This is a genomic window from Duganella sp. GW822-FHT06D06, assembly GCF_058799615.1.
Map to the genome: position 1 here is coordinate 40,224 of NZ_JBXALQ010000014.1, position 16,156 is coordinate 56,379.

General features: G+C 62.7%; 16 protein-coding genes. 9 read left to right on the top strand and 7 right to left on the bottom strand.

Features of this window, described 5'->3' with window-relative positions; genetic code table 11:
• Positions 1–3: 3 nt before the first annotated feature.
• Genes msrP through AC1RMD_RS22680 form a run of 3 tightly spaced genes read left to right on the top strand, consistent with a single transcriptional unit; the run spans position 4 to position 2,602 of the window.
• A complete protein-coding gene (msrP, locus tag AC1RMD_RS22670) occupies positions 4–981 on the top strand; it encodes a protein-methionine-sulfoxide reductase catalytic subunit MsrP (protein WP_492929608.1) in 978 nt (325 codons plus the stop codon).
• Positions 982–985: 4 nt separating this feature from the next.
• Positions 986–1,606, top strand: a complete 621-nt coding sequence (gene msrQ / locus AC1RMD_RS22675) for a protein-methionine-sulfoxide reductase heme-binding subunit MsrQ (RefSeq protein ID WP_492929610.1) — start codon at positions 986–988, stop codon at positions 1,604–1,606.
• 54 nt (positions 1,607–1,660) lie between these two features.
• Positions 1,661–2,602: an Rpn family recombination-promoting nuclease/putative transposase gene (locus AC1RMD_RS22680; RefSeq protein WP_492929612.1), complete on the top strand. Its 942-nt coding sequence runs from the start codon at positions 1,661–1,663 to the stop codon at positions 2,600–2,602.
• A gap of 51 nt (positions 2,603–2,653) precedes the next feature.
• On the opposite strand, the gene lysA is transcribed toward AC1RMD_RS22680, so the two are convergent.
• Entirely contained in the window at positions 2,654–3,931 is a 1,278-nt protein-coding gene (gene lysA / locus AC1RMD_RS22685) for a diaminopimelate decarboxylase (protein ID WP_492929614.1), read from the bottom strand.
• Positions 3,932–3,936: 5 nt separating this feature from the next.
• Positions 3,937–4,119 (bottom strand): LPS translocon maturation chaperone LptM, encoded by a 183-nt coding sequence (gene lptM / locus AC1RMD_RS22690; protein WP_492929616.1) that lies wholly within the window; start codon positions 4,117–4,119, stop codon positions 3,937–3,939.
• 39 nt (positions 4,120–4,158) lie between these two features.
• On the opposite strand from lptM, the gene cyaY reads away from it, so the two are divergent.
• On the top strand, positions 4,159–4,491 hold the full coding sequence (gene cyaY, locus AC1RMD_RS22695) for an iron donor protein CyaY (protein WP_492929618.1): 333 nt from the start codon (positions 4,159–4,161) through the stop codon (positions 4,489–4,491).
• A gap of 168 nt (positions 4,492–4,659) precedes the next feature.
• Here cyaY and AC1RMD_RS22700 read toward each other — a convergent pair whose 3' ends face one another.
• From AC1RMD_RS22700 to AC1RMD_RS22720, 5 genes are all read right to left on the bottom strand, one after another.
• Complete coding sequence (locus AC1RMD_RS22700; protein WP_492929620.1) at positions 4,660–4,890, bottom strand: hypothetical protein; 231 nt, start codon at positions 4,888–4,890, stop codon at positions 4,660–4,662.
• A 720-nt stretch (positions 4,891–5,610) separates the two neighbouring features.
• Positions 5,611–6,798, bottom strand: coding sequence for an IS91 family transposase (locus AC1RMD_RS22705; protein ID WP_492929622.1), 1,188 nt, complete (start codon positions 6,796–6,798; stop codon positions 5,611–5,613).
• A 9-nt stretch (positions 6,799–6,807) separates the two neighbouring features.
• Positions 6,808–7,677, bottom strand: a complete 870-nt coding sequence (locus tag AC1RMD_RS22710) for a tyrosine-type recombinase/integrase (RefSeq protein ID WP_492929624.1) — start codon at positions 7,675–7,677, stop codon at positions 6,808–6,810.
• 126 nt (positions 7,678–7,803) lie between these two features.
• Positions 7,804–8,220, bottom strand: coding sequence for a hypothetical protein (locus AC1RMD_RS22715; RefSeq protein ID WP_492929626.1), 417 nt, complete (start codon positions 8,218–8,220; stop codon positions 7,804–7,806).
• Positions 8,221–8,285: 65 nt separating this feature from the next.
• Complete coding sequence (locus AC1RMD_RS22720) at positions 8,286–10,637, bottom strand: penicillin-binding protein 1A (RefSeq protein WP_492929628.1); 2,352 nt, start codon at positions 10,635–10,637, stop codon at positions 8,286–8,288.
• Between the two features lie 339 nt (positions 10,638–10,976).
• On the opposite strand from AC1RMD_RS22720, the gene AC1RMD_RS22725 reads away from it, so the two are divergent.
• From AC1RMD_RS22725 to AC1RMD_RS22745, 5 genes are read left to right on the top strand one after another with little or no spacing between them, the layout of a single operon-like run.
• A complete protein-coding gene (locus AC1RMD_RS22725) occupies positions 10,977–12,053 on the top strand; it encodes a pilus assembly protein PilM (RefSeq protein WP_492929630.1) in 1,077 nt (358 codons plus the stop codon).
• Complete coding sequence (locus tag AC1RMD_RS22730) at positions 12,053–12,697, top strand: PilN domain-containing protein (protein ID WP_492929632.1); 645 nt, start codon at positions 12,053–12,055, stop codon at positions 12,695–12,697. Before AC1RMD_RS22725 ends, AC1RMD_RS22730 begins: the two co-directional genes overlap by 1 nt.
• Before the next feature lie 2 nt (positions 12,698–12,699).
• Complete coding sequence (locus AC1RMD_RS22735; protein WP_492929634.1) at positions 12,700–13,368, top strand: type IV pilus inner membrane component PilO; 669 nt, start codon at positions 12,700–12,702, stop codon at positions 13,366–13,368.
• Entirely contained in the window at positions 13,365–13,910 is a 546-nt protein-coding gene (locus AC1RMD_RS22740) for a pilus assembly protein PilP (RefSeq protein ID WP_492929636.1), read from the top strand. The genes AC1RMD_RS22735 and AC1RMD_RS22740 overlap by 4 nt, the downstream gene beginning before the upstream one ends.
• Entirely contained in the window at positions 13,907–16,096 is a 2,190-nt protein-coding gene (locus AC1RMD_RS22745; RefSeq protein WP_492929638.1) for a type IV pilus secretin PilQ, read from the top strand. The genes AC1RMD_RS22740 and AC1RMD_RS22745 overlap by 4 nt, the downstream gene beginning before the upstream one ends.
• Positions 16,097–16,156 lie beyond the last annotated feature (60 nt).

Genomic DNA, 16,156 nt, shown 5'->3' on the forward strand with positions numbered 1-16,156 from the left:
AGCATGCTGATCAAGCGTAGCCCCAACGGCATCGAGTTGCCGTTTTCATCAGAAATCACCTCGCGCGAAGTCTACGAATCGCGCCGCAGCTTCATCAAGCAGATCGCCGCCGGCGCCATCGGCAGCGCCGCGCTGCTGGAGATGGCCAACCGCGAAGCGTTCGCGCAGGGCGCCAACCCCAGGCTGGCCGCCAAGCTCAATCCCTCCTACTCGGCGCTCGACAAGCAGACGCCGTACAAGGACGCCACCAGCTACAACAACTACTACGAATTCGGCACCGACAAGAGCGAGCCGGCGATGTACGCCAACACGCTCAAGACCCGTCCGTGGACGGTGAGCATCGAAGGCGAAGTGCACAAGCCGATGACCCTGGACATCGACGCGCTGCTCAAGCTGGCGCCGCTGGAAGAGCGCGTCTACCGGCTGCGCTGCGTCGAGGGCTGGTCGATGGTCATTCCGTGGATCGGTTATTCGTTCTCCGAGATCATCAAGAAGGTCGAGCCGACCAGCAACGCCAAGTACGTGGAGTTCGTCACGCTGGCCGACAAGAAGCAGATGCCGGGCGTCGGCAGCCGCGTGCTGCAATGGCCGTACACCGAGGGCTTGCGCATCGACGAAGCCAATCATCCGCTGGCCTTGCTGACGCTGGGCATGTACGGCGAAACGCTGGCCAACCAGAACGGCGCACCGGTGCGCATGGTGCTGCCCTGGAAGTACGGCTTCAAGTCGGCCAAGTCCATCGTCAAGATCCGCTTCGTCAAGGAGCAGCCGCGCACCTCGTGGAATCTGTCGGCGCCGAACGAGTATGGCTTCTATTCGAACGTGAATCCCGAGGTGGACCACCCGCGCTGGTCGCAGGCGTCCGAGCGCCGCATCGGCGAGGACGGCTTCCTGGCCCGCAAGCGCAAGACGCTGATGTTCAACGGCTACGCCGACGTCGCGCCGCTGTATGCCGGCATGGACCTGAAGAAGTTCTTCTAAGCGTATGGCGTTCCATCCTTCCCCGCGTCAGGCCAGCCTGATCAAGGCCGCCATCTTCGTGCTGGCGCTGGTGCCGCTGGCGCGCATGGTCTACCTGACCTTGACCGGGCAACTGGTCGAACCGCTGGAGTTCCTCACGCGCGGCACCGGCGACTGGACTTTGTACTTCCTGTGCTTCACCCTGGCGGTGACGCCGCTGCGCAGGCTGAGCAAATGGAACTGGCTGATCAAGCTGCGCCGCATGCTGGGGCTGTACATGTTCTTCTACGGCTTGCTGCACTTCATGACCTTCCTGTGGTTCGACCATTTCTTCGACCTGCAGGAGATGTGGAAGGATGTGCTGAAGCGGCCCTTCATCACGGTGGGCTTCATCGCCTTTGTGCTGTTGCTGCCGTTGGCGGCGACCAGCACCAACGCCATGGTCAAGCGTCTGGGCGGCAAGCGCTGGCAGTGGCTGCATCGGCTGGTGTACGTGATCGCGCCGCTGGCCATCCTGCACTTCTGGTGGATGAAGGCGGGCAAGCACAACTTCACGCAACCGATCATCTTCGGCGTGATCCTTGGATCGCTGCTGCTGGTGCGCGTGGTCTGGGCGCGCAGCAAGGCGCTGGCGGCAGCGCGCTAACACCCCTTTGAGCGCGCCCAACAGCGGCGCGCTGCACCTCGCTACACTGAGCCGATGGCTAGCGAGGACGACACCGCATACAAGCAACTGTTCGCGCATCCAGAAATGGTGCGCGACCTGCTGCTGGGTTTCGTCCCTGGCGACTGGGTGCGCCAACTGGACCTGACCAGCTTCGAGCGTGTCAACGGCAGCTACGTCAGCGAAGGTGGCCACCATCGCCACAATGACATGGTCTGGCGCGTGCGTCTCGCCGGCGAGTGGATCTACATCTACCTGCTGCTTGAATTCCAATCCCGCTCCGATCATTGGATGGCGTTGCGTATGCAGGTCTACATTGGCCTGTTGTACCAGGACCTGATCAAGCGCCATGAATTGCCACAACCTGACAGGCTGCCTCCGGTGTTTCCGGTTGTGCTTTATAACGGGAAGCGGCCATGGAAGGCCTGTTTAAATTTGACCGAGCTTGTCGCTGGTGTCCCATCCGATCTCCGGTATCTGCAAGCTACGCAACAATATCTGCTGATTGATCAACAGCGACTGAACTCCTCTGACCTGGCGTTGGTAAGTAATTTCGCCGCGTTGGCGTTCCGTATTGAACGCACGCATGCAGTATCTGACCTGGCAATTGAGCTCAAGAAATTACAACGCCATATCGTTACCGATGGCGTGATGGAAATCATGGGGCGATGGGGCGCACGCCAATTGCAGCACCTCGCAGGCGAGCGTACTATTGATTTAGCGAGTTCTTTCGAGAGGAGCGCTGCAATGGCTACCCCGGAATTTAAGACATTTGGAGATATCTTCCGCTCTGAAGCGGAATTGTTTGGGCATAAGAATCGACTGAAAATAATGCTGACCAAACGTTTTGGCAAACTTTCGAGAAAGCTGCGGAGCCGCATCGACTGGGCGGACATGGAGGATGTGGATCTTTGGTTCGATCGTCTTTTGGATGCCAAGGACATCAAAGAGATATTTGCCGAGGGGCAGCCCGCATGAAAAAAGCCGCCGGCGGTGAGGCGGCCGGCTTTTGTTTGCTGGCTGAACGGCTTACTTGATCAACGCTTCCAGCGCGTACAGGTCGGCCGGGTTCTCGCGCTGGCGCACCACGTGGCACAGGCCGCCATCGACGATGATTTCCGCCGCGCGGCCGCGCGTGTTGTAGTTGGACGCCATCGTCATGCCGTAGGCGCCGGCGCTGTGCATCACCAGCAGGTCGCCGGCGGCCACCGCCAGCTCGCGGTCGCGCGCCAGCCAGTCGCCCGATTCGCAGATCGGCCCCACCACGTCATACGTCAACGCGCCAGGCTTGCCCTGCACCACCGGCTGCATGTCCATCCACGCCTGGTACAGCGCCGGACGCGCCATGTCGTTCATCGCCGCATCGACCACGCAGAAATTCTTTTCTTCGCCGTGCTTGATGAACTCGACCTTGGTCAGCAGCACGCCGGTGTCGCCGACGATCGAGCGGCCCGGCTCGAAGATCACCTTGATCGGCTGGCCGGCGTGGCGCGCCGCGCGCCAGGCGTCGATCCTGGCGAACAGCCGGCCCAGGTAGTCGCCCACCGGCACCGGCGCCGCTTCGCCCGCTTCGCCGTAGTTGATGCCGATGCCGCCGCCGATGTCCAGGTGGTGCAGCACGATGCCCTCGTCGCCCAGCTTGTCGATCAGCTCGATCAGGCGGTCCAGCGCCTCCAGCAGCGGCGCGTCGTCCAGCAATTGCGAGCCGATGTGGCAGTCGATGCCGGCCACCTCCAGGTGCGCCAGCTTGGCGGCCGCGCGGTAGGTGTCGAGCGCGTCGTCGAAGGCCACGCCGAACTTGTTGGCCTTCAGGCCGGTCGCGATGTAGGGATGGGTCTTGGCGTCGACGTTGGGGTTGACGCGCAGCGACACGCGCGCGGTCTTGCCCATCGAGCCGGCCACTTCGTTCAGGCGGTGCAACTCGGGGATCGATTCGACGTTGAAGCACAGGATGTCGTGCGACAGCGCCAGGCGCATTTCGTCCACGCTCTTGCCGACGCCGGAGAAGATCACCTTGCGCGGATCGCCGCCCGCCGCCAGCACGCGCAGCAGCTCGCCGCCGGAGACGATGTCGAAACCGGCGCCCTGGCGTGCCAGCAGGTCGAGGATGGCCAGGTTGGAGTTGGCCTTCATGGCGTAGCAGACCAGCGCGTCGCGGCCGGCGCAGGCGTCGGCGTAGGAGGCGAAGTTGGCCAGCAGCGCCGCCTTCGAGTAGACGTAGGTCGGGGTGCCGAACTGCTCGGCGATGGCGGCAAGCGACGCGCCCTCGGCGTGCAGCACGCCATTTACATAAGAAAATTGCGACATAAGGATTATTTTTGGGGTGCTGGAGTGGATAGAACCGGGGCAGCTTCAGTGCTCTTGGCAGGCTTGGCCGGTGGAGCCTTGGGCAGGTACAGCGGGCCGGGTTGGCCGCAGCCGCTCAACAAGACGGTCAGGCACAGGGCGGTTATGCCGCTCACTGAGCCGATAAACAAACGGAATGTGGACTTCACGATAAAATCATGGATTGACTATAGATACTGGAGTGTAGCATGGGCGAATCAGAATTCCTGGCGCAGGCCGAGGCCACCCTCACCACCATCGCGGCCGCGCTGGACCGTTTGAACGACGAGGACATGCTCGACGTCGAGTGCAGCCGCAGCGGCAACGTGCTGGAGATCGAGTTTATCGACAATGGTTCCAAGATCATCGTCAACAGCCAGGCGGCGATGCAGGAGCTGTGGGTGGCCTCCCGTTCGGGCGGCTACCACTACAAGCAGAAGGACGGCAAGTGGCTCAATACCCGCGACGGTTCCGAGCTGTTCTACTCGCTGTCCGAGATGGTCACCGCCCAGGGCGGTAGCCCGGTGGTGTTAGAGCCATAAGATCCATCGCTTCGAGGTTTTCCCTGTAACAGGATGGCGGATGCGCTAAGAAGTGCCAGGTCCGCTATCGTTAAGGGTTGTCCGATGCCGGCCGGGAGCGGCTGCGCGCATTAGTTCTGGCCTGTGGCGGCGGCCGGCATCGGACAACCCTTAACGTTCTCTGCCAAGTTAACGGCGTAACTCTAACACGACATCTTCAGGTCGAAACGCAAATAGCCATTGCGTAATACCTCCTGCATCACTGCACTCCAATTCGTAACCTGGCGGTGAGGAATAAAGTTCAATGATGGTTGCGACATCACCGACTGCGGGCTGTCGTAGATTTGAGTCATCACTCAGCGCAGCCTGTTGCACCTTGAATGCTATAAGCCTGACTACATCGTATTGCTTAAATTTCATATTTGAACACCATAGTTGAGCGGCTATTCCTGGCCGCTAGATGTCGTGGTGCTCTGTGGCCGAACATACCAATAACGCGCGGCAAGCCTCAAAAATCTCATCCACGCAGTCGGCGGCCAAGATTCCAACCTCAACATGCCCAGATTGGTCATGAGCTAAGGCGGAAAATAATTCCAAGGATTCCGGATAATGAAGCTTCGCAGCGATAGACGCAATCAGTGCGCAACCTATGTTTGCATCAAACGATTTTGATAGTACGTCTTGAGCCAAAAGTTTCGCATCATCGAAAGTCTCGTACGTTCTCATATCACTCGTCCCAATTTCTCGTCCGTGCTTATTCCAAAGGCCTGCAACTATTAAGGGTTGTAGGATGCCTGCCATTTATCGAAAATGCAATAGTGCCGCTAGTGCCGCTAGTGCCAGCTGGCAGGCGTCGTACAAGCATCAAGGGAGGAAACCGCGGGAGAAGTTGCTGCGGCACGAGTAGGCTGGTGGTTTATGGGGATTTGACTGATCCGATGCTCGTGAAACACCCCGGAGAGACAGCCAATGCGGTTTTCGGCGGCACTTTCGGCACGCCAGCCAAGCCATCGTATCGCTCTCCGGAAGCTACACCATGCAGGGCAGAGCGGAAATTCCGAGCACGACGCAGCCGTCCTCCTGCGGCGGATCGCGGCGCCGACGGTGGTGGCCCGGTGGTAAGCATCTTAAGGGCCTATGTCATATCATCACTCCCAACGCTGGCGGCGCCCGGATCGAGTAGAGGCGTGGCAAAGTCTCGGTGATGACCATGGCGGCGCCGCAATGAGGGCAGACGGAGGTTGGCTGGGGAGCCTCGGTTCTCAGATCCCTGGCTTGGCGGACCTCGACGGGAACCTGCAATAATTGCCGCACGCGCGCGAGATGTTCCCTGCGACCGGCATTGGCAAGCAGCCCGTAGTGACGGATGCGGTGAAAGCCGCCCGGCAGGACGTGCAACAGGAAACGGCGCATGAATTCGGCGGCCGAGAGCGTCATGGCCTTCACCGGGCCCCGCCCCTTGGCGCGGTAATCCTTCCAGCGAAACGTGACGCCTCGCTCATCGAGCGCAACGAGGCGCTGGTTCGAAATGGCCACCCGGTGGGTATAGCGGGACAGATAGGCCAGCACGGCCTGCGGGCCGGCGAATGGTCGCTTGGCATAGACGACCCATTCGCATTTACGCAGTGGTGCCAGCCAATCGGTGAAGGCACGCGCCCCTGCCAGTGCGGCATACTCGCCGAAGAACTGAAGGCGCCCGGTGCCGTGGGCCTGCGCGAGCGCTTCAAGGAAACGCCGTCGGAACAGGCGCGAGAGCACCCGTACTGGCAAGAAAAAGCCGTGCTTGCAGGCCACCCAGCGCTCGCCGTCAGACGACAGTCCTCCTCCCGGGACGATGCCATGCACGTGGGGATGGTGCGTCAGCGCCGATCCCCTGGTGTGTAGGACCATCGTCATGCCGATCTGCGCCCCCAGGTGCTTGGGGTCGGCGGCGATGGTGCGCAGAGTGTCGGCGGCGATATCGAACAGCAGGCCATAGACCACGGCCTTGTCGTACCAGGCGATGGCCGCGATCGGGGCCTGCAGCGTGAACACCACATGGTAGTACTCGACCGGCAGCAGATCGGCCTGGCGCGCGTCGAGCCAGCGCTTGGCGGCCTTGGCCTGACACTTCGGGCAGTGCCGGTTGCGGCATGAGTTGTAAGCCATTTCCGTGTGGCCGCAGGCGTCGCAACGCAACGCGTGTCCTCCCAGCGCCGCAGTGCGGCACTGTTCGATGGCCGACATCACCTTGAGCTGGCCCAGGCTCAAGCGCTCCGTCTGCTGCCAAGCCGAGCCGTGGCGGCGGAAGATGTCGGCAACTTCCAGGGCCGGCCGTGTCGTGCCCACGGCCGTACGCTATTGCACGGCCTCCAATGGGCTGATCACCTCGCGCAGCATTTCGGTGGCGACCTGGGCGTAGCGAGCGGTGGTGTCGAGTTTCTTGTGGCCAAGCATCACCTGGATGACACGGATGTCGACCTTCTGTTCCAGCAGATGGGTGGCAAAACTATGGCGCAGCGTATGCATCGAAACGCGCTTGTCGATCTGGGCCTCGTGCGCGGCTGCGTGAATGGCCCGATTGAGCTGACGTGTGCTGAGCTGATTGATCGGATCGAGCCCGGGAAACAGCCAGCCGCCGTCTGGCATCTTGCCCTGGGCGCGTGCCACACGCCACCATACGCGCAGGCGTTCAAGCAACACCGGCGCGAGCATGGCATAGCGGTCCTTCTGGCCCTTGCCCTGCTGCACGCGCAGCGTCATGCGCTCGCTGTCGATGTCGCTGACTTTGAGGGCGACCACCTCGCTGGCGCGCAGCCCTGTGGCATAGGCTAGCGCGAGCGCCGTTTGATGCTTGAGGTTGCCGGCGGCGATGATCAGCCGGCTAACTTCTTCACGGCTCAGTATCACGGGAAGGGTATCCGGTACCCGTACCGGACGTATCTTGGCCATTAATTCCGGATGATCGACCGTCCCGTCAAAAAAGAACTTCAATCCGGTGATGGCGGCGTTGAGCGAGACTGGCGATGTGCCCTGGTCCACCAGGTACAGCTGATAGCGCCGCAGGTCTTCTCTGCTGGCCGTAGCGGGCGAGCGCCCGAGAAACACCGCGAACCGGCGCACGGCACGCACGTAGTGCTGCTGCGTCTTGGGCGCGAGCTTGCGCATGCGCATGTCGTCGATCATCCGCTGGCGCAGCGGGCTGGTGGTACTGATTTGCGCTTTCATGGCTTGGCTCCTGTCGGAAACGAAGCGAATTACCTCTGTTTCACGATAGAAACCGGAGCCACTCAGTCAACTACGAGTCACCGTTAATCGAAGTCCTACCGCGCGAGCGGTTTAGTCCACTGGCCGTTAGCCAGCCTGCCAAGTTGTTGGCTGAAGTTCTTTTATTCTCTGTTCCGACTTGACAGAGATGCGGCATTGTTCAATATGGTTGTCCACTTTTGGGAAGAAAGTCTCGGGTTCGCAAAGAGTGCCCGGACGTGAGATTTTACATAGGCCCGCAATAAGAAAATCGCTCATCGCATGAGCGCAGGATGGATAGCGCTCCAATGCGGTGGCGTCCTGGGTGTTCCAGCCATCGAAAAACGCCTGCACGCGGGCATGTGCCGGAGCAAAATAGCTGCGGTCCTTGTTAGCGACGGCCTGATCCATCTGTGGAAGCTCGGCATCTAGAAAAGCTACCGCCTCCACGGCAAATTTACTCTCATCCGCAGCGAAGGCGGACAACGCAGAGAACAAGACAATAAAAGAAAACAAAAACTTCATACATCTTCCTGGAATGGACTTTCAATAAACAAGGAGCCTTGCGGCCCCTTGGTTTGTTTCGGTTTTTAGAACAACTCGTTTTTGACGGCATCCTTGGCTTTTTCCTCGGCCGGCGTGCCGTGCGAGGCGCCGTCGATGTTGTGCACGCCGCTGCCCGGCGGATTCTCCGCGTAGTAGTACTCGTCGCCCACCAGCATCACGCCTTCCGGCACCGCCCGCTCCTCGATCGGGATGTTCTTCAGCGCCTTCTGCATGTAGCTGATCCAGATCGGCAGCGCCAGGCCGCCGCCGGTTTCGCGGTTGCCCAGGTTCTTGGGCTGGTCGTAGCCGATCCAGGCGATGCCCACCAGGTGCGGCTGGTAGCCGGCGAACCAGGCGTCGATCGAATCGTTGGTGGTGCCGGTCTTGCCCGACAGGTCGGGACGCTTGAGCACCAGCGCCTTGGTCGCCGTGCCGAAGCGCACCACGTCTTTCAACATGCTGTCCATCATGAAGGCGTTGCGCTCGTCGATGACGCGGTTCTTCTCGTCGCCGGCCTTGTCCGGATTGGCTTGCGACAGGATCTTGCCGTCCGCGTCGGTCACCTTGGAGATCAGGTAGGGGCTGACCTTGTAGCCTCCGTTGGCGAACACCGCGTAGGCGCCCGCCATCTGCAGCGGCGTGACGTTGCCCGCGCCCAGCGCCAGGGTCAGGTAGGGCGGGTTCTTCTCGGCGTCGAAGCCGAAGCGGGTGGTGTATTCCTGGCCGTACTTGGCGCCGATCTTGTGCAGGATGCGGATCGAGACCATGTTCTTGGACTTGGTCAGGCCGCGCCGCATGGTCATCGGACCTTCGTACTTGCCGTCGTAGTTCTTCGGCTCCCAGGCCTGGCCGCCGGTCTGGCCGGCGTCGAACGAGATCGGCGCGTCGTTGATGATGGTGGCCGGCGACAGGCCGCGCTCCAGCGAGGCCGAATAGATGAAGGGCTTGAACGACGAGCCCGGCTGACGCCAGGCCTGGGTCACGTGGTTGAATTTGCTGCGGTTGAAGTCGAAGCCGCCCACCATGGCCTTGATGGCGCCGTCGCGGGTGTCGGCCGCGACAAACGCCGATTCGATTTCCGGCAACTGCGTCACTTGCCAATCCTTACCCTCCTGCATGACGCGGATCACCGCGCCGCGGCGGATGCGCTTGTTCGGCGCCGCCTTGTCGGACAGCCACGAGCGGCCCATCTCCAGCCCGGCGCCGCTGATCTTGATTTCCTCGCCGGTCGCGGTGACGGCGGTGATCAGCTGCGGCGTGGCGGCCAGCACCATGGCGGCCACGATGTCGTCGCTGTCCGGGTGGTCGGCCAGTTCGGTCTCGACCGCGTCGTCGGCTTCTTCCTTGTTCTGCGGGATGTCGATGTAGGCTTCCGGGCCGCGATAGGCGTGGCGCTTCTCGTAGTCCATCACGCCCTTGCGCAGCGCCAGGTAGGCGGCGTCCTGGTCGGCCTTGGTGATGGTGGTGAAGACGTTCAGGCCGCGGGTGTAGGTGTCTTCCTTGAACTGCTCGTAGACCAGCTGGCGCGCCATCTCGGCCACGTACTCGGCGTGCACGCCGAACTCGCTGCTGTCGGTCTTGACCTTCAGTTCCTCGGCCTTGGCCGTTTCGAACTGCTTGTCGGTGATGTAGCCGAGGGCGTGCATGCGCAGCAGGATGTACTGCTGGCGGGTGCGCGCGCGCTTCGGGTTGACCACCGGGTTGTAGGCCGACGGCGCTTTCGGCAGGCCGGCCAGCATGGCCGCTTCGGCCACGCTAATGTCTTTCAGATTCTTGCCGAAATAGATTTGTGCGGCCGACGAAAAGCCGTAGGCGCGCTGGCCCAGGTAGATCTGGTTCATATACACCTCGAGGATCTGGTCCTTGCTGAGGTTCTTCTCGATCTTCCAGGCCAGCAGCACCTCGTAGGCCTTGCGCTTGAGCGTCTGTTCGCTCGACAGGAAGAAGTTGCGGGCCACCTGCTGGGTGATGGTGGAGGCGCCCTGCTTGGCGCCGCCGGTGGCGTTGTGCACGGCCGCGCGCAGGATGCCGGTGTAGTCGACCCCGCCGTGCTCGTAGAAGCGGTCGTCTTCGATCGCCAGCACGGCTTTCTTCATCACATCGGGGATGTCCTTGATGCGCACCAGGTTGCGGCGCTCCTCGCCGAACTCGCCGATCAGCACGTTATCGGCCGAGAAGATGCGCAGCGGCATTTTCGGCCGGTAGTCGGTCAGCGTGTCGAGTTCGGGCAGGTTGGGGTAGGCCATCGCCAGGCCGAACACCACCAGCAGCAGCCCGACCAGCCCCAGTCCGACCACCGACAGGCCGGCCAGAAGGAAGAAACGGGATGCGGGTTTGGCTTTGGTGGAGGCGCCAGGCGGATTCGATGGTGGAGGTGCCGAATTGGAAGAAGCCATGCAGTTCGATCTTTCTGTTATGTATGCGAGTCATTATAAGCGAGCGGCAAGTGCCGCGGCGCGCACTGCCAGACGTCAGGGTTTTTTGCCTGTAAGTAACAAAACAACTGAGTTGTTTTTGAGGCTACAGCAGGTCAAAAAAGTGTGGTGAAACCCTCACACCAAGGCAATTGTGCACAATAGAAATACCTTTACACTTATATAGGCAGGATTTAATGTACGGTCTTATATAAGCTGTCTAAACGCTGGTTTTCAAACGAGTTCCACAATGCAAACTGTTCGAATGTTGATTCGGCGGCAAAGAAACACAGGCGCCAGCCATGGCGCCGGGAGGCTCGTATGATCGATATCAAGGCGTTGCTGGGGCAGGGCAACCCGCCGCTGGTGGGCATCGACATCAGCACCTCCAGCGTGCGCTTGGTCGAACTGGCGCAGGGCGGCAAGGGCGAGTACCGGCTGGAGCGCTACGCCGCCGAGCCGCTGCCGCGCGGCGCCGTGGTCGACGGCAATATCGAAAACATGGACCAGGTGGTCGACGCGGTGCGCCGGGTGTGGAAGAAAAGCGGCACCCGCACCAAGCTGGTCGCGCTGGGCATGCCGCCCGCCTCCGTCATCACCAAGAAAATCATCCTGCCGGCCGGCATGTCGGAAGACCAGCTGGAAGTGCAGGTCGAATCCGAGGCGAGCCAGTACATCCCGTTCGCGCTCGACGAGGTCAGCCTGGACTTCGACGTCATCGGCCCGGCCGCCAACTCGCCGGAAGACATCGAAGTGATGCTGGCCGCCTCGCGCCGCGAGAAGGTCGAGGACCGGGTCGCCATCGCCGAGGCGTCCGGCCTCAAGGCCACCGTGATGGACATCGAATCCTACGCCGCCCGCGCCGCGCTCGACCGCGTGACTTCCCAGCTGCCCGAAGCGGGCGCCGGCCAGGTGGTGGCGCTGTTCCAGATCGGCGCCCAGGTCACCCATATTTCCGTGATGCTGGACGGCGTCACCGTCTACGAGCGCGAGCAGCCCTTCGGCGGCAACGCGCTGACCCAGGACATCGTGCGCTCCTACGGCATGAGCTTCGACGAGGCCGAGACGCGCAAGAAATCCGGCGACCTGCCCGACAATTACCACGCCGAGCTGCTGACGCCCTTCCTGGAAAGCGCGGCGCTGGAAGTGACGCGGGCGATCCAGTTCTTCTACACCTCCACGCCCTACACGCGGGTCGACCAATTGTTCCTGGCCGGCGGCTGCGCGCTGCTGCCGGGCCTGCTGGAACTGGTGGCCAGCCGCACCAAGATCTCCAGCGCCGTGATCTCGCCGTTCAAGGGCATGCAGCTGGCCGCCTCGGTGCGCGAATCGCAGCTGCGCAGCGACGCCCCGGCCTACCTGGTCGCCTGCGGCCTGGCCATGCGGAGGTTCGGCTGATGATTAAGATTAACCTGCTGCCGCACCGCGAGGAAAAGCGCAAACAGAAAAAGGCGGCCTTCTTCGCGCTGCTGGCGCTGGGCGCCATCGTCGGCGTCGGCGTGGTGCTGCTGGTGGGCGGTTACAACGCCCGCGCCATCTCCATCCAGAACGAACGCAACCACGTGATCAAGACCGCGATTTCCGGCCTCGACAAGAAGATCGCCGAGATCGCCACGCTGAAGCAGGAAATCGAGGCGCTGAAGGCGCGCCAGCAGGCGGTGGAAGACTTGCAGGGCGACCGCAACCAGCCGGTCTATCTGCTCGACGAGCTGGTCAAGCAGATCCCGTCCGGCGTCTACCTCAAGGGCTTCAAGCAGGAAGGCCAGAAAGTGGCGATCGGCGGGTTCGCGCAGTCGCAGGAGCGGGTCTCCGAATTGCTGGGCAACCTGGCCGGGGTGTCGCCGTGGCTGGAGCGGCCGGAACTGGTCGAAGTGAAGGCCACCGGCCTGGGCCAGGGCAAGACCGCCAAGAAGGTGGTGGAGTTCAACCTGTCGGTCAACATCAAGCGTCCGCGCGACAAGGACGCGGCCGCCAACGGCGCCAAGGGCAAGGACGCCCCGGCCACCGGCCCGGCGCCGGCCAAGAGCCAGGAGCGCGGATAACCATGGCCAAGCTGAACCTCAATCTGCTGGGCGCGCAACTGGCCGACCAGTTCCGCAACCTCGGCGACCGCCATCCGGGCCAGTGGCCGCTGGCGCCGCGCCTGCTGTGCAGCATCGGCGTGACGGCGGCGGTGGTGGCGGCCGGTTACTTCGGCTACTGGAGCTCGCAGTTCGACGAACAGGAAGCCGGCGCCCTGGCCGAAATCAAGCTGCGCGACGAGTACAAGTTCAAGACCGCGCAGGCGGTCAACCTGGAAGCGCTGCGGGCGCAGAAAATGCAGGTCGACCAGTACGTCGACCGCTTGCAGAAGCAGCTGCCGAGCAAGGCCGAGATGGACGCGCTGCTCAAGGACATCGGCCGCGCCGGCACCGGCAGCGGCTTGCAGTTCGAGTCCTTCAAGCCGGCCCAGGTGGTGGTCAAGGACTACTACGCCGAACTGCCGATCGACATCCGCGTCACCGGCAGCTACCACGACATCGGCGCCTTCGCCGGCAACATGGCCAACCTGTCGCGCATCGTCACGCTCAACAACATGAGCCTGAACACCGGCAAGGACGGCGTGCTGACCCTGGAGGCGGTGGTCAAGACCTTCCGCTACCTCGACCCCGAGGAGGTCAGCGCCCAGCGCAAGGCCGCCGCCGACAAGAAAAAGGCGGCGAAAAAATCATGAGAACCCCGATCCCCGCGATGCTGCTGGTCCCCGTGCTGGCGCTGCTGGCCGGCTGCGGCGACAGCGACGTGCAGGAAGTGCGCGCCTGGATGAAGCAGGTCGATTCCCAGGCCAAGGTGGCGGTGCCGCCGCTGGCCGAGCCCAAGACCTTCATCCCCTTCGCCTACGCCCAGGCCGAGGCGATCGACCCCTTCAATCCCAACAAGCTGCTGGCCGAGCTGGCCAAGGCCTCGGCCAGGGGCAGCAACGGCATCAAGCCCGATACGGAGCGGCGCAAGGAGTTGCTGGAGAGCTTCCCGCTCGACACCGTCAAGATGGTCGGCACGGTGCAGCAGAAAGGCGTGTTGTACGGGCTGTTGCAGGTCGACCGCAACCTGCACCACGTGGTCGTCGGCCAGCACGTGGGCCAGAATTTCGGCCTGATCACCGCCATCAACGACAACAGCGTCAGCGTCAAGGAAATCGTACAGGATGCGGGCGGCGATTGGGTCGAACGCATGTCCAAGTTGGAATTGCAGGAAAGCAAGGAGAACACCAAATGACCGCTCACATCACGCCCCGGCGCGCCCTGGCCGTCGCCAGCTGGATGCCGGTGCTCGCTTTCGCCTTCGCCATGCAGCTGGCCGGCGTGGTCCGCGCCCAGGCCGCGCCGGACGCGGCGCCGTCCAACGCCATCGAATCGATCACCGCCAACCAGCAGGGTTCGAACGTGATCGTCAAGATCGCGCTGAAGAACGCGCCCGGCAAATTGCCGATCGGCTTCGCCATCACCAATCCGCCGCGCATCGCGCTCGACTTCGGCGCCACCTCCAACGCCACCGGCAAGACCGTGCAGGAGCTCAGCCTGGGCGACCTGCGCGGCGTCAACGTGGTGCAGGCCGGCGAGCGCTCGCGCCTGGTGTTCAACCTGAAGCGCAGCCTGAACTACGCCACCGCCATCGACGGCAACGCCGTGATCCTGACCATCGACGGTTCCGGCGGCCTGGCCCAGGCGGTCGACGCCCGCGGCTTGCCGGTGGCGGTGGCCGCGCCGGCGCTGCCGCCCGGGCGTCAACTGCTGCGCGACATGGACTTCCGCCGCGGCGCCAACGGCGAAGGCCGGGTGGTGGTCGACCTGCCCAACAGCCAGGTGGCGGTCGACGTGCGCCAGACCCCGACCGGGGTGGTGGTCGATTTCCTCAAGACCGGCGTGCCGGAAAGCCTGCGCCGCCGGCTCGACGTCAGCGACTTCGGCACCCCGGTGGCGCTGGTCACCACCGTGCCGCAGGGCGACAACACGCGCATGACGATCGAGGCGCGCGGCCTGTGGGAACAGACCGTCTACCAGAGCGACACCCAGCTGGTGATCGACGTCAAGCCGATCAAGGAAGACCCGAACAAGCTGACCCAGGGCACCCAGGGTTATCGCGGCGAAAAGCTGTCCTTCAATTTCCAGAACGTCGAAGTGCGCGCGGCCTTGCAGGCGATCGCCGACATCTCCGGCCTGAACATCATCACCAGCGACAGCGTCAGCGGCAACCTGACCTTGCGCCTGAAGGAAGTGCCGTGGGACCAGGCGCTGGACGTGGTGTTGCAGGCCAAGGGCCTGGACATGCGCAAGAACGGCTCGGTGCTGTGGATCGCCCCCAAGGAAGAATTGCTGACCAAGGAAAAGCTGGAGCTGGAGCAGCGCGCCCAGATCGCCGATCTGGAACCGCTGAAGTCCGAGATCTTCCAGCTGAACTACCAGAAGGCCGACGCCTTCAAGACCGTGTTCGGGCTGGAGGGCGGCGGCGACAGCAAGAACCGCATCCTGTCCAAGCGCGGCAGCGCCATCATCGAGCCGCGCACCAACCAGCTGTTCGTCACCGACATCGCCTCCAAGCTGGACGACATCCGCAAGCTGATCGCCAAGACCGACATCGCCTCCAAGCAGGTGCTGATCGAGGCCCGCATCGTCGAGGCCAGCGACACCTTCACCCGCAACCTCGGCGCCAAGCTCGGCTTTGCCGACCTGCGCACCCAGCGCGGCGGCGACTCCGGCTACCAGCTCGGCACCAGCAACACCCGGGTCGCCATCGGCGGCAACATCAACGGCGTGGGCGAGACGACCGGCCAGATCAAGGCCTCCGACGCCAGCTACAGCAACAGCCAGTTCATCAACCTGCCGGCCGCCAACATCAACGGCGCCCAGGCCGGCAACCTGGCGATCAGCCTGTTCTCGTCGGCCGCCAACCGCTTCCTCAACCTGGAACTGTCCGCGCTGGAAGCGGACGGCACCGGCAAGATCATCTCCAGCCCGCGCGTGATCACGGCCGACAAGGCGATCGCGCTGATCGAGCAGGGCATCGAGCTGCCTTACCAGGTGGCCACCAGCAGCGGCGCCACCTCGATCATGTTCCGCAAGGCCAACCTGCGGCTGGAAGTGACGCCGCAGATCACGCCGGACGGCAACGTCGTCATCGACGTCGACGTCAACAAGGACAGCGTCGGCCAGGAAACCCGCGCCGGCTTCGCCATCGACACCAAGCACGTCAAGACCCAGGTCATGGTCGAGAACGGCGGCACCGTGGTGCTGGGCGGCATCTACCAGCAGACCGAGCGCAACACCACCACCAAGGTGCCGCTGCTGGGCGATGTGCCGGTGCTCGGCTATCTGTTCCGCAGCAACACCCGTACCAACGACAAGACAGAATTGCTGGTCTTTATCACGCCGAAGATCGTCGCCGAGCGGCTGTCGACCCGCTAGACCGGCCGCCGCACCGTATCGCAAGCGCACGTTTCACAAGCTTATTTTTGAACCCTAGGG